The organism is Helicobacter pullorum, from assembly GCF_900638355.1.
Taxonomy (GTDB): Bacteria; Campylobacterota; Campylobacteria; order Campylobacterales; family Helicobacteraceae; genus Helicobacter_D; species Helicobacter_D pullorum.
In genome coordinates this window covers 885,478-898,714 of the sequence record NZ_LR134509.1, presented here as the reverse complement: position 1 = coordinate 898,714, position 13,237 = coordinate 885,478, and the positions used below count along the sequence as shown (strand labels likewise).

Annotated in this window: 10 protein-coding genes and 1 pseudogene; 9 read left to right on the top strand and 2 right to left on the bottom strand. The window is 33.6% G+C overall.

Translation table 11 applies throughout. The features are described 5' to 3' along the window. Nucleotides 1–335 precede the first annotated feature (335 nt). The 7 genes and pseudogenes from EL247_RS04340 to EL247_RS04310 form a co-directional block, all read left to right on the top strand. Nucleotides 336–956: a hypothetical protein gene (locus EL247_RS04340; protein ID WP_126442045.1), complete on the top strand. Its 621-nt coding sequence runs from the start codon at nt 336–338 to the stop codon at nt 954–956. A 2-nt stretch (nt 957–958) separates the two neighbouring features. Further along, complete coding sequence (locus EL247_RS04335) at nt 959–1,327, top strand: hypothetical protein (protein ID WP_126442044.1); 369 nt, start codon at nt 959–961, stop codon at nt 1,325–1,327. A gap of 10 nt (nt 1,328–1,337) precedes the next feature. Further along, nucleotides 1,338–2,996, top strand: a complete 1,659-nt coding sequence (locus EL247_RS04330) for a portal protein (RefSeq protein WP_126442043.1) — start codon at nt 1,338–1,340, stop codon at nt 2,994–2,996. Between the two features lie 3 nt (nt 2,997–2,999). Then, nucleotides 3,000–4,811, top strand: a complete 1,812-nt coding sequence (locus EL247_RS04325) for a hypothetical protein (protein WP_126442042.1) — start codon at nt 3,000–3,002, stop codon at nt 4,809–4,811. A 211-nt stretch (nt 4,812–5,022) separates the two neighbouring features. Next, complete coding sequence (locus tag EL247_RS04320) at nt 5,023–6,720, top strand: coiled-coil domain-containing protein (protein ID WP_126442041.1); 1,698 nt, start codon at nt 5,023–5,025, stop codon at nt 6,718–6,720. Then, nucleotides 6,720–7,553, top strand: coding sequence for a hypothetical protein (locus tag EL247_RS04315; protein ID WP_126442040.1), 834 nt, complete (start codon nt 6,720–6,722; stop codon nt 7,551–7,553). The genes EL247_RS04320 and EL247_RS04315 overlap by 1 nt, the downstream gene beginning before the upstream one ends. A 680-nt stretch (nt 7,554–8,233) precedes the next feature. Continuing rightward, a pseudogene (locus tag EL247_RS04310) lies at nt 8,234–8,452 on the top strand (S24 family peptidase); the annotation flags it as partial. A gap of 151 nt (nt 8,453–8,603) precedes the next feature. Here the strand turns inward: EL247_RS04310 and EL247_RS04305 are convergent. After that, nucleotides 8,604–10,193 carry a DDE-type integrase/transposase/recombinase gene (locus EL247_RS04305; RefSeq protein ID WP_104745266.1) on the bottom strand — a complete coding sequence of 530 codons (1,590 nt, stop codon included), beginning with the start codon at nt 10,191–10,193 and terminating at the stop codon, nt 8,604–8,606. Continuing rightward, entirely contained in the window at nt 10,193–10,399 is a 207-nt protein-coding gene (locus EL247_RS04300; protein WP_126442039.1) for a hypothetical protein, read from the bottom strand. Before EL247_RS04300 ends, EL247_RS04305 begins: the two co-directional genes overlap by 1 nt. A 277-nt stretch (nt 10,400–10,676) precedes the next feature. Between EL247_RS04300 and EL247_RS04295 the strand changes: the two genes are divergently transcribed. Together EL247_RS04295 and EL247_RS04290 are read left to right on the top strand one after the other, a co-directional pair. Then, nucleotides 10,677–11,396 carry an XRE family transcriptional regulator gene (locus EL247_RS04295; RefSeq protein ID WP_104745264.1) on the top strand — a complete coding sequence of 240 codons (720 nt, stop codon included), beginning with the start codon at nt 10,677–10,679 and terminating at the stop codon, nt 11,394–11,396. A 328-nt stretch (nt 11,397–11,724) separates the two neighbouring features. Further along, on the top strand, nt 11,725–13,206 hold the full coding sequence (locus EL247_RS04290; RefSeq protein ID WP_104745263.1) for a DNA/RNA helicase domain-containing protein: 1,482 nt from the start codon (nt 11,725–11,727) through the stop codon (nt 13,204–13,206). The last annotated feature ends 31 nt before the right edge of the window (nt 13,207–13,237 follow it).

Below are 13,237 nucleotides of genomic sequence, written 5' to 3'. Positions count from 1 at the left end.
ATCCCCGCAAGTCGCCTTAGTTATGAGCTAAGTGATTTGTTAGGAGTGAAGGTAGGCATAGCACAGCTTAAAAGATTTCTCAAAGACTATGGAGAGAGAGGCTATTCACTCATACAAGCAGGTTTTATAACAAAACACCTTTTTACTCCATAGCAGAGGCATTCCAAAACATTGATAAAAAAGAGCTTGATGAAAAAGTGGTTATTTCCAAAATGGAAATCCCCCCCCCCCCATAATCTACAAATATCGGTAAAACTTGCATTTTAACCTTTTAACCCTTTTTTTGAAAATTCTTTTTAAATAGTATTCTCTTCACAAAAAATTAAGGAGTTTTTATGCAAGAAGAAGTGCAAAATCAAAATCCAAATGCAGTAGCAAATCCACAAGGGCAAGGGCAAGGTAGGCAACCTAATCCTTTTGATAGTTCATTAGAGAAAAGCGAGTTAGAATCTTTGCAAAGAGAATTACAAGGATTGGAAGAAACTAAAAATGCAGATTTTGCAAAGTATTTAAGCCAAAGTTTGAGTCCTGAAGAAAAAGAATTGTTCTTTGAAGATGAAGAGGCATTTTTCCAAAATGTGTTAAATAAAGAAGAAGAGTTTTTGGCTCAAAGGATAGGGGATAAAAAGAATAGGGCAGCACAATTAGAGCAAACTATCGCACAAAAGAATTCTTTTAGTATTTTAGAAAAAGCAGAAAGTGATTTTCTTAAAAAGAATCCTAATGCAGATACTGATGCAATGATTGATTTTTATGAGAATGATTTGCCCCCAAGAGAAAAAAGAAAGCTAGATAATCTTCCACCTGATGAATTTTTTGAAAGTCTTTATCAAGTCTATTCCCAAAGCAAAACACCTTCCAAAAAGGAAAATCTACCCAAACGCACACAAGGCACACCAATGGATGTAGAAAACGCAGATTACCAAAGTAGCGATGGGTATTTTGAAAGGCTTTAAAAATGAAAATATTTGTATCTACTTTGGAGATTATTTATGTGGGGGAGAAGGATTTCATCTACAACCATAAAGGCAAAAAATACAATATCAAAAAAGGGGATATTTTGGTGATGAGCGATGATTATTATTCCAAATATCTCTTAAATAAGCCATTTTTTGAAGCTAAGAAAAAGAAGCACAACAAGCAAAAAGAAGCACAAGAAGTTCAAGAGACACAAGAGGACAATGCTTTGGCTAAAGAGCAAAAAGAAGCACAAGAAGTTCAAGAGACACAAGAGGACAATGCTTTGGCTAAAGAGCAAAAAGAAGCACAAGAAGCACAAGAAGTTCAAAATTCTAGTATTTTGGAATTTGCCGCACAACAAGAATAAAAGGATTTTTTTGAAATCTTTACAAGAATTAGAAGAGTTTTTTAAAAAAGATTATGAAAGTAATTCAAGTAGTATTACAGAATTTAAAAAAGCATTGGAATACTACCACGCAGAACAACTCCCCAGCGATGTTGTGAGTATTACAAAAGAGCGGGGGCAGATCCCGCTTAGTGAGAATATTTTTAAAACTATTGTGAGTAGCTATTTGGGGTATAAAACCCAAAGTATTCAAGAAGTCAAAGTTTCAGGCAGACAGCAAGAGGATAAGGCTTTGGCATTTTTGCTTAATGATATTTTAAAAGTGTTTTCCCAAAGTGAGCTTTATGATAGGGAGATAGTCAAGCGGGATTTGGATTTGATACTTGGAATGGGTGTTATGGAAATTTGGATTACTCAAGATAAAGAAGGGGATATGGAGATAGAGCTAAGAAATATCCCACCGCAAAGCTTTATTATTGATAAGTATTCAGTAGATAAAAACGCACTTGATGCAAGAAGATTCCACCGCCTTTTTGATATGAGTTTAGAAGAGGCAAAAGAGCAATTTGGGGATAAGAATTTTGAAAGTTACGATGATGGGACTTATGAAAAAAGGGTAAAGGTTGTTGAAAGCTGGTTTTTAGAAAGTGGGAGCTGGAATAGATATATTTGGGCTTTTGGTAATGAAGTTTATCTTTTTGAAAAACAGCCATTTTTAAATAATGAACACCCATTTATTATTGCAAAAAACAATATTGATCATAAAGGCAAGTGGTATGGGATATTTAGGAATATTAAGCCTTTGCAGGATTATATTAACTTTGCTGAAATTAGAATGGGGAATATGCTTGGAAGTTTTAAGGCATTCTATGAAGAAGATGCAGTGATTAATCAAGAAGAGTTTGTGGAAAGTGCCTCACTGGATAATAGCTTCACTCCTGTAAGAAGTGGTGGATTAAAAAAAATCAATATTATTGAAAATCGAAGCGACATAGCAGTGCTAAGCCAAAAGGTTAATGAGAAAAGACAATTAATGAAACTTATTAGTGGTATTAATGATGAAATTTTGGGCGGCGGTGGAAATAGACAGAGTGCAGCTGCCTTTATGCAAAAAAGAGATAGTGGGCTTATGAGCTTACAGGATTATCTAAAAGTTAGTGATGATATGGACAAAGCAATTTTTAAAAAAGCAATTTCCTTTATACAAAACTATTTTACTAAAAAGCAGGTATTTAAAATCGTGGATAAAAAAGTGGGAGAGAGGTATTTTGAGATTAACACCAATAATGAGAATAAAATAAGAATTGGCAAGTTTGATTTAGAATATAAAACTACCCTCAAAATGCTAGGAAGGGAGGAAAGATTCTCTCATTGGAGCGAGATGATTAAAACCATTGCTAGTGTAAATCCTGCTTTAATTAGCGGCTTACTCCCTGCAATGCTAAAAGATACTGAAAGCCCTATTGCTTTAGAGGTTGAGGAACTTATACAAAATCTAAATGAGCAACAAGCCCAAATGCAAAATCCTACACAGGATTTAGCACTGCAGCTTGAGCTACAAGAAAAACAAGCCAAAATAGAAGAATCCCTTGCAAAAGCTAGGAAGTATAACGCACAAGGAATTCTAGCACAAGAAATAAGTGCAAATAATCCAAAAAGTGCTACCAAAGAAGGGATAGATTTGCGTTAGGATATGAGTAATAGCTGGAAAAAGAAAAGGGATAGGTATTATAAAGAAAAATTAAGGCAGTATGAGCAAATCTCAAAAGATTATGAGCTAGGATTAAAATGGGAAGAATATCAACCTATTGCGTGGGAGTATGCAGACAAAAAAGCCCAAAGCGAAAAAAAGTGGTATGAAAGTATCTTTGATGGGAATATTTTTGAAGCACTTTTGAATATTGTTGTTGCTGTTGTTGGGGTTGTTTTGAGCATTGTAACTTATGGTGCAACCAGTTGGATAACTATCGCTGTGATTGCTGGAAGTGTAGCTTCTTTGGCTTATAGCTTTTATGCGATGAATATAGAAGATAAAATGCCATTTATTCAAGCACAGGCTAATAGAATTGCCTCAATGCAAAGTAGTTTAGAATCTTTGCAAGAGGCAAAATTTGCAAAAGATCAGCTTACGCATTGGCTGATTTATTGCCCTTATGAAATTTTTGCTAATGGGAGTATTTATAAATCCCAAAGTGCAGGGAGTGAAAGCTACTCGCCTAGTATCCCTTATGATGCAACTAAGGGAATTTTGGGGAAATACCATACTAATAGAATAGATGAGAAAATCACAAATAGAGGACATTATACACAAGGTGGGAATGAGGGATATTTTAGTAGCGTGTTTTCTAGCCACGAAGTACCTTTAAGTAAATTTGATTTGAGTTTGGAGGCTAGACAAGATACTTTGGAAAATAATATGAAAGCTGCTAATGAAAGAATAACAGAAGGCTTTAATAAGCTTAATGAATTGTATTTTAATATCTTAGGCACAGCACAACGCATTTATGAACGAGTTTTCAAAGAGCAAGTAGAGGTGTTTTATGGGAAAATGATAACCAATGATTTTTTGGACAAAATCAAAAACTACCAAAAGGCAAAAAGGGCGAATTTTAACTTTTTGTTGCGGAAACACTTTAAAGGCAAGAAAAAGACTACACAAGAAATTCTTACACAAATACAAAAGCTAAAAGATCATTATAAAAATGTGCAAGAAAGTGATTTATATACGACTGATGAAAAAGCTTGGGAATACTATGGAAGTATTTTGATGATAGAAGAAGTTTTTAGAACAATGGATAAAAAAGCAGAAGTGTGGTTTTATCCGATGTTTTTGGAGGAATTAACTTATAGCGGGCTTTATTATCCAAGCATCAAAGGACAGATAGATAGCATTAATGCACTGCTGCCAAAAGCTAAAGAAAGTTTTGCAAAATATCTCAAAACACAAACTATCAAAGAAGCTAAAGAAGCTTTGAAGGAATATGAAGAATGGAGAATGAAGGTTGCAAATTATAGGTCTTCTAATATGTTTTATCCATCAAATCCAATTTATGATAAAACTTACACTGCTTTTGAGCTTCCATTTTTGGAAAGCTTTGTGCATTTAAAAGTAGCAGCTACAAGAAGTGGTGGTGGAGGATTAATAAGACCTAGTCAATACACGCTCTCTTCCCCAAATAGAACCAAAAAGGCAGCGGATATTTTAGAAGAAATCAAAAGTTTAACCCCTGCTGATAGCGTGTTTTATTACCAAAGAAAAATACAAAAAAGAGTGTTGAGCAAGGATTTTGCTTATAGCTATTTGGTGGGAGATGATAGCGGTGGAAATAGCTTAGTTAGTGGAACTATCAATAAAAAGATTTTGTTGTTTGAAGAGGAAAGTGAGGAGAATAGTTATTTTGGTATTTTGAATTTAAGTGAGGAAGAATTTAAAATTTTGAGTATGGAATTGCCAATGAGTGAGGAATTGAAAGATTATGATTGGAATAAACTTGATGAAGTGTAGAAATTCGCATTTGGTAGTCTCATTTAGTAGATACGCAACTACTGGAATTTGGAGTGTGGGTTTGGTAGAGGCAACGCAAAGTTCGCTAACCTCTCTAAAATTTTAAAAAACAATCCAAATGCACCCGCAACTGCTAGAATTTAACCCTTTTTTTGATTTGTTTTTTTGGGTTAAATAAACTTAACAAGCTTATTTAAGGATAAGGATAAAAATGAGTAATATACAAGATCTTTACGCACAAAAAGCACAATTAGAAAAAGAGATTGAGAAATTAGAGCAAGATAAGAGTTATAATGAAAAAATTGGAGTAGCAGAGGGTGCAGATGTAGGAGATGATAATCCTTTAGAGATTGTTTGGACAATTCTCACTAGATACAACTCCAATGTTATAGGTGGAATTAGTGGGCTTGTATTTTATGATAAAGATTATAGAATTTGCAGTGTGCCTTATATTACAGGAAATAGAACCTCTGCAAACTTCATCTTAAGGCTAGATGGAAATGGTAAGATTCCTACAAGTTATAGTGGTAATGGTGGTGGAAGCAGTGCAATTCCTAGTAGTTATCAACTAGGTGAAAATGAAATACAAGGAAGCATTTCAGCCCCTAGCACTTATAGCAATGGCTCATATTATTATTGTTATTATCCTTTGTATCAAAATCCCGGTAGTCAATGGTCTTGGAATGCAAGTAGCGTGGGTGCAACTCTAACTTACACTCTACCCAAAAATGCTTTTTCTAAATTTTCTTTTCAAGGTAATCCCCATTGTGGATTAGCAAAATATAGAGTTACCATTAAACTTGGTGGAGCAATTATTCACAATCAAGAATATAGCGGAGCGACTAGAAATGAGATTGCTATTGCTTATTTCCCCTCTCAAGCTCACAAAGATTTGAAGCTAAAAGAGATTATCGATAGCATTGCTGCAAAAACAGAGGAATTAAACCAAACTTTGAGTGCAATCAATGCTATTTTGGATAATGCGAGCTTGGAGTTAGAAACTAGCAAAGAGAATCTAGCACAAAAAGAGCAAGAACTCACAAAAAAACAAGAGGAGCTAGCCCAAAAAGAAGCAGAGAATGAGGCAGTGCTAAAAGAGATTGAATCTCTAAAAGCACAAGAAGCACAATTGCAAGAGCAAATCAAGCAATTAGAAGAGCAAATAGCACAAGCAGGAAGTGCAGATAATGAGGAGCTAGAATCTCTAAAACAAAGCATTGCGGAATTAGAGGAACAAAAAGCCTTAAAAGATCAAGAATTGCAAAATGCAAATGCGAATCTAGAATCTCTTAAAGCTAAAAAGGCAGAATTAGAATCGCAAATAACAAACTTAGAGGCACAAGCACAAGAATTGCAAGAACAAATAAATTTGCATAATCAAGAAATCCCAAAGCTTGAAACAAGGAAGCATTATGCAGAACTTAAAATCCCTGAAAATGAGGCTCTACTCGAACAAAAGAAACAAGAATACAAAGAACTTGCAGAGGCTATAAATGCACTAAATAGAGAGATTAAAGCTCTAAGCGATGAAATAAAAGCCAAAGAGGTAGAAATCACAACGCTAAGAGCAGAAAAGACAGGGCTAGAAGAGCAAAAAGAGAATCTTGCAGAGATGATAGAGCAAAAAGAACAAGAATTATCGGGACTAAAAGAAGAAATAGAACAATTAAAACAAGAGATAGCACAGCAAGAGCAAAAATTATCGGAATTAAAAGAGTTATTCAAAGAGAGAGATGATTTGTTGGCATATTTGGAGCAATTAAAAAAGGAAATTGAGGAATTAGAGGGACAAAGATTGACTTTGAATGATGAACTCTTTAGGATTATTGGGGAAATTGTCATCAAAAAAAGAAAAAAAGACTTTAATTTAGATGAAATACAAAAATTGCAAAATTTAGGAGGTAAATAATGGATTTTTTGAAAAATTTTGAGCTTGTATTGGAAGCGATGTATCAAAGAAGTGATTTTATGAAAGAGGCTAAAAAGTATAATTTTAGTGGGCAAGAATATGCTACATTGATGACAAGTATGGGGCAACTAGCATTGCAAACTGCTTTGGCTATCGAGGAGGCAAAACTAAAAGAGAGAGGGTTTGTGTTTGAAACCTATTCACAAAAAAAGCAATTAGATTTCAAGGAAAGAGAACTTGGGATTATGGAAGAGAAAACGAGGCTAGAGCTTGAAATAACTAGCTTAAATGCAAAGGCAAATATTCGTCAAAATCAAGCTGAAAATATCAAAAGCTTGGTTCAAGCAGAAAGTATCTCAAGAAGTGTGGGAGATAATGCTGCGATAAATCAAGCTAATGCGTATGTGGGATTCTTGAATGTAATGAGTAATGCTGCTGAACTTGCAACAGCTGAAAAGCACGCCCAAAATGTCATTTCTGTGCTAAATAAAATCAATACAGAAGATATTACAGCCTATCAACCTATATTTGACAAGCTAAGAAAAGAAGCAGAAGGAATTGTCAATGCGGGCGAAGGAGCAAAGGAAGTTTGGGTATATGCCACAAAAAGCGTTTGTGAAGTGGGAGACAAAGTAAAGGTTATGGGGTTTAGCGTATTTGGGGACAATCCGACAAGATTTATCGTAAATAACAAACAAGTAGAGGGTAAAACAATCTTGTTTAGTGCGGAATCTGCTGGGATTTATGAGATAGTTTTTGAAGCACAAAATCAAAGCGGACAATGGGAAAGTGATAAAACGCAAATTGCAGTAATAGACAAAATGGAGTTTTAGAGGACAAGAATCCAAAAACTAGCAGGATTTCAACAAGGGCGATAGCAAGGAAGCGATTTGCAAGATGAATGAGTAGTAACAAGTGTGTTTGAGGGGAAGTGATATGTGGAGATGATTTGGGTGGAGGCAAGGGCGACAATTTGAGGGAAAATGATAGAAGCGAAGAATAAAAACAAGGCAAGAGTGGCAAAAAGTGATAGAAAGCGAGAAATTAAAGTGCCAAACAAGGCAAGAGGATAAAACGATGGGAATAGCAAGAATAGCAAGAATAGCAAGAATAGCAAGAATAGCAAGAATGGGAGCGGAAAATAAATAATTGAATGGAAGTAATTTTTCTGCTTAAAGAAAATTGTTTTGTTAAATTTGTGTGAAAATTGCAGAGATTTGATGATAAATTTGTTTTTTTGCAGTGCAATTTTTGATGAAATATTTGGAATGAAAAATTGTATTAAGAATTGTGTGGCGATTATATATTGTTTAGCACGATATTTTGGGCTTTAACTTGACTTGTTAAGATAAGAATGCTATAATTTTTGCGATACAAATAAAAAAGAAAAATGTGTCTTTTTTTGTGTCAAAAGTTCTTTTTTTTGTGAAATTTTTTGCCTATTTTGCGTATTTCGCTAGATTGGATTGTTTATATATCTTAATTCATTTAAATTAAAATCAAAGGATTTAACATGCAAATGCAAGAAGTGATTGAAAAACTAAAAGACATTTTAGCCAGTGAGGGAAATAGAAATGTAAAAACTAAAGATGTAGCACAAGCACTTGGAATTCATCCTGATACTTTTAATTCTATGAAATTTAGAAATTCTATCCCCTATCCACAAATCCTTAATTTCTTGCAAAAAAGAAAGATTAATATTAATTATTTCTTTTATGGTATCTCACCAAAGAAACTTTAATTTTGCCTTTTTAATACCATCAAAAATCTCTCTAGAGGTTAGCATTCTTTGTAGTTCTAAACTCAAACTTTGAGGATTTGTTTGTATGATTCTATGTAGATTGATAAGTTCTCCATTTAAATCATTAACTACTTCTGTATATTTATGTCCTAATATCGATATTCCAATATTCAATCGCTTTATCAAGATAAGCACTGACAAGATTTAAGGGTAAAAGCTCTTTTTGCTGGGTTTTTATAGGATTTCCTAGCATATCTTTGCTTCTTCTCTCTCTTTTAGCCACTTGCTGTTCTATGATACTTCTCTCTCCTGTGTTTCTTCCGATATAGCCATTAAGAGCTGTAATATAGCTTCCTTGAATGGTTCTAAATCTTCTCTCTACTACTGCCTTTGCTTTCCCCTTATAAGCAGCACTTCGAACATAGGCTATTCCTAGCCCTGCAATTAATCCTTGCACCTTTTTACTGAGATAATCTTTCCCATTATCAAACTGAATGGCTTTAGGCTTACCCATAGCATTAAAGGCTTTCCATAAGATTCTAACTACAGCATTAGAATCTGAAGTCGTGGCAATCCCTCCCACGCTCCTGCCACTATACACATCAACGATTGAAATAAAATGCGGACGCATTTGTTTAGAATCCTCATCTAAGACAATCGCATCTAAGGGCGAAGAGTCCATCTGCCATAACTCATTAGGTGCAATGTAGAGTTCCCTTTTTGTTCCATAAGCGGGCTCTCTATAACTATCTGTTTTATCGCTCCCATAAGTAATAAGACTATGTTCTAGGGAGTTTTCTTTGAGGTATCTATCCAAATAAAGATTCATAGAATTAAGTGAGAAAAGCGGTGGAATCTCGCATTTTAAAAACTTTTTATAATCGTAAGTCATATGCTCGCACGCCATCATATGCACTTCTCTCCAAATTTGCATACGATTGCAATATCCGCTTCCCATTTGTCGATAGAGATTAAGCACTTCTTCTTTTGCCCAAGTAGGTAACTTGCTAGCTCCTATCTTTGCTACTCCTCTTTTGTCGGCTAATCCTACTAAGCCTTGCTCTTTGTATTTTCTAGCCCAATCAAAAAGTTTTCCCTGTGTGAGTTTGAGAGTAGAATCTTTTCTATTTTTTAGAGTGATGAAGTGGGATACTTTCATTCCATTAAGCTTGGCACTCTCATATTCTTGCAAGATTAGCTCTCTACTCAAGGCTTGTGATTTTTGATTAGGAGTTAGAGAGATGAGAGAATGTTTTTTGTGGGTAGATTTTTTGTTAATATCAGTATCTTTATGAGATTTTACTACCTCATCACTATGGCTTAAAGCATTTGACTGCTGTGCTTCACTCTTTGCTTTTAAATCTACAGCACTAACTTCCACTGAAGTCATTGCAGTAGTTTTATTGCTGCTTTTATTAAGAGTGCTAGTGTGATAATCCTCACTGATTATATTAGTAGATTCTGTTGTAGCTTTTTCCATTTCAAGCACATATTCAAAGGGATAACCTTTTTCAATAGCTTGTGCTTGTGCCTCGCTCAAAGGTGTATCCCAAATTTGGAGGATTTTGCCAGAGTATCCACCTATACCGCTGCTATAACTAAAGTTTATTATAATAGACTTTAAGGAACAAATTTTTTTATTCTTCAAATTTGCCCTAAAACAAGCCTTTTCTAAACTCTTTTTATTGAGTGAGAATCTGTTTGCAAACTCTTTGCTACTTATCCAAGCCATTATGCAACCTTAAATCCATCTCTTTTTAGCAACTCTACAAGCTCTTTGGCTCTTCCTCTTTTGCCTTTAACTCTGCCTTTTGAAATATCTAGTAAAATTAGATAATCTGTATTATTCAATCCTTTAGAATCAGCCCAAGTCTTTAGCTTCATTCCCTTTCTAGCCATTGCTTCAGTGATATGTGTAAATTTTTTCCTCTTTAACACTTCTATTCCTTTTAATGTGCTATAATTACATCTAACCACTCCACAAAGGGAGTGGAAAAGATGATTTATAGCTCGAGTTTGAAAGTAATTTTTAGCTTCCAAACTTTGAGCCTTACAACCACCTTTTTACACTTTAAAACTTTCATTTTAAAGCTCCAAAAGTGATATTCTTCCCTCCCACCCAAACCACTTTTAAGTTTTTGTATTTTTATGATACAATTCCCTTAAAAGTAATGTAATTATAGTCTATTTTAATAGACTTGTCAAGGTTTATTTTATGGATTTAAGAGAAAAAATAAAAGCGGCGAGAAGTGCATTAGGGATAACACAAGAGGAATTAGCAAAAAGCAGCGGAATTTCTATACAAAATATAAAAAAATATGAGACACAAAGCCAAGTAAATCCCACTAACAGCACATTGCAAAAGTTGTCTAGGGCTTTACAAACCGATAGCGATTATTTTGTCTCCCAAGTGTCTCCCAATGTTGTCTCCCAATCACAAAATGTTGTCTCCCAATTCAAGAAAAACAATAAAATTCTGTCTCCCAATATAGATAAATATCCCCAAACCTTAAACGCTAATTCTTATTACACTATCCCAAAACTCAATCTAACTGCACAAGCAGGTGGTGGAAATGAAGTTTTAGATTTAGAATGTTATGAAAGTGGAGAGGTTTTAACAATCGACAAAGCCTTTTTCAAAGCTGTCCCAAGCAATAAACTAAAAGCAATAAGAGTAGAAGGGTATTCAATGATTCCAATGCTTATGCCTGATAGCTGGGTTGTGTTTGAAGATAACAGGAATTATAAGGGAGATGGGCTATATATAATAAACTACGCAGGACAACTAATGGTAAAGCTTTTACAATTGGACCCAGCCCAAAAGATTTTGGACATTATTAGTGTCAATAAAGAATACAAAAGCTATTCAGTCGCTCTAGCAGAAAGTCAAGCGGAAGTAATTATAGTAGGGAAAGTGTTGCGGTGTATTATTTAATAATTTTGTGACAAATTTTGTGATAGCTTTAAAAGCCCTTTAATACGCTTTTAAAAGCTTTTTAAAAAACCTATTTTGTGATAGATTTTGTGACGCTTTGTGCAAAAATTGCTATTTTGTGAAAAAATCTAAGCTTAATTTTCAACTTTAAATCGAAGCATTTTTACAAACAAATTCCCTTTTCATCGCACTTTTTAAGCACTCAATTTTAAAAAACTACACTTTGAAATAAAATACCCCCTTATAGTAAATCATTTACAATACTCCAAACAAACTCAAGATTTATGTTATGCTTACAATATAAAAATTTTATTTTAGGAACACACTGGTGGTTAAGAAGATAAATTTATTAAATATTGTTAACATCATTAATTTAGAGGTTGTAAATGATAATCTAGAAGTAAAAAAATACACAGGACTTGAAGAAACAAAAGGCAACGAACAGAAGGATTTGTGCTTGTTGTGCGATATGATTTTATCTTTAGAAAGAGATTTTCATTGTGTTGAAAATTTTTATCTAAACTATAAAATACCACAAATCGATAAAGAATTTGACCTACTTAGGATAGGTAAAACAAGTATTGTAAATATAGAATTAAAGTCTAAAAACATTGATGAAGAAAGAATTTTAAAGCAACTACAAAGAAATTATTACTATCTGTCTTTTTTGGATAGAAAAATCTATTGTTTTACATTTATAGCGGAAGATAAAAGTGTATATCAATATGACAATAATGAATTGCTTAAAGTCGATATTGCAGAAATAGTCAAGGCGCTTAAGGAAGTGCAAGATGACATTGCCTGTCCAAATGATTTATTTGTGCCATCAAATTACCTTATATCGCCATTTAATAACACTAAGTCTTTTCTTGAAAATAAATATTTTTTAACAAGTCATCAAGAAAAAATAGAAAAGGAAATCTTAAAGCAACTAGAGTGTAATCCTTATAGCATATGTTCTATTGCCGGTTCAGCTGGAACTGGTAAGACTTTGCTAATTTATCATTTGGCTAAAACTTTAAAAGAAAAAGGAGTTATGATTGTTCATTGTGCTTCTAGCAATGGTGGTATAGAAACACTCAAAGAAAATGGCTGGAAAATATCTACAATTAAGGATTTTAATTATGATATAAAGCCCGAAATAGATATTATTATTTTTGATGAGGTACATAGGGTGAGGTTGAGTGAATTAAAAGAATTTGTAGAAAAAGCTAAAAATCAAAAATGCATCATTTTTTCTCACGATGTAAAGCAAAAACTAAATCCTCATAATAAAGCAGAAGAAGTTGTTGAGTATGTTGAAAGTATTGCAGATTATAAGACGAAGCTAGGTAAGAAAATTAGATATAATCAGGAAATCGTTTCTTTTATTACTAAATTGTTTAATTTACAAAAAATCAAAACAGATAATTCTTATCAAGGAGATTATCACAATATATCATTACGCTATATGGCGGATACAAATCAAGCAAAAGAGTATATTAAACATTTAGTTGAAAAGAAAGGTTATGAACATATATATCTTACAACAAGTATGTATTATAAGGAAAAGTTAGATGATGTGCGTTTTGATTCTAACATAAGCTCTCATAAATCAATCGGACAAGAATTTGATAAAGTGCTAGTAACCATAACAGAGGATTTTTATCACACAGATGATGGGCGATTGGGTTATAGGAGTCGCTCTTACTACTCAGCAACAGAAACACTTTTTCAGGCTATTACAAGAACTAGAAAAGAACTTATGGTAGTCATTATTAACAATCCGGAAGTTTATAAAAGTTGTGTGCAGATTCTGTATGAAAACTAAGACGGGGGCTTCATTTTAAAATACATCGTGA

What these genes read in the sequence shown, in the direction of transcription:
- EL247_RS04320 (WP_126442041.1), top strand. Translation starts at nt 5,023, where the DNA reads ATGAGTAATATACAAGATCTTTACGCACAAAAAGCACAATTAGAAAAA.
- EL247_RS04340 (WP_126442045.1), top strand. Translation starts at nt 336, where the DNA reads ATGCAAGAAGAAGTGCAAAATCAAAATCCAAATGCAGTAGCAAATCCA.
- EL247_RS04325 (WP_126442042.1), top strand. Translation starts at nt 3,000, where the DNA reads ATGAGTAATAGCTGGAAAAAGAAAAGGGATAGGTATTATAAAGAAAAA.
- EL247_RS04315 (WP_126442040.1), top strand. Translation starts at nt 6,720, where the DNA reads ATGGATTTTTTGAAAAATTTTGAGCTTGTATTGGAAGCGATGTATCAA.
- EL247_RS04305 (WP_104745266.1), bottom strand. Translation starts at nt 10,193, where the DNA reads ATGGCTTGGATAAGTAGCAAAGAGTTTGCAAACAGATTCTCACTCAAT.
- EL247_RS04335 (WP_126442044.1), top strand. Translation starts at nt 959, where the DNA reads ATGAAAATATTTGTATCTACTTTGGAGATTATTTATGTGGGGGAGAAG.
- EL247_RS04295 (WP_104745264.1), top strand. Translation starts at nt 10,677, where the DNA reads ATGGATTTAAGAGAAAAAATAAAAGCGGCGAGAAGTGCATTAGGGATA.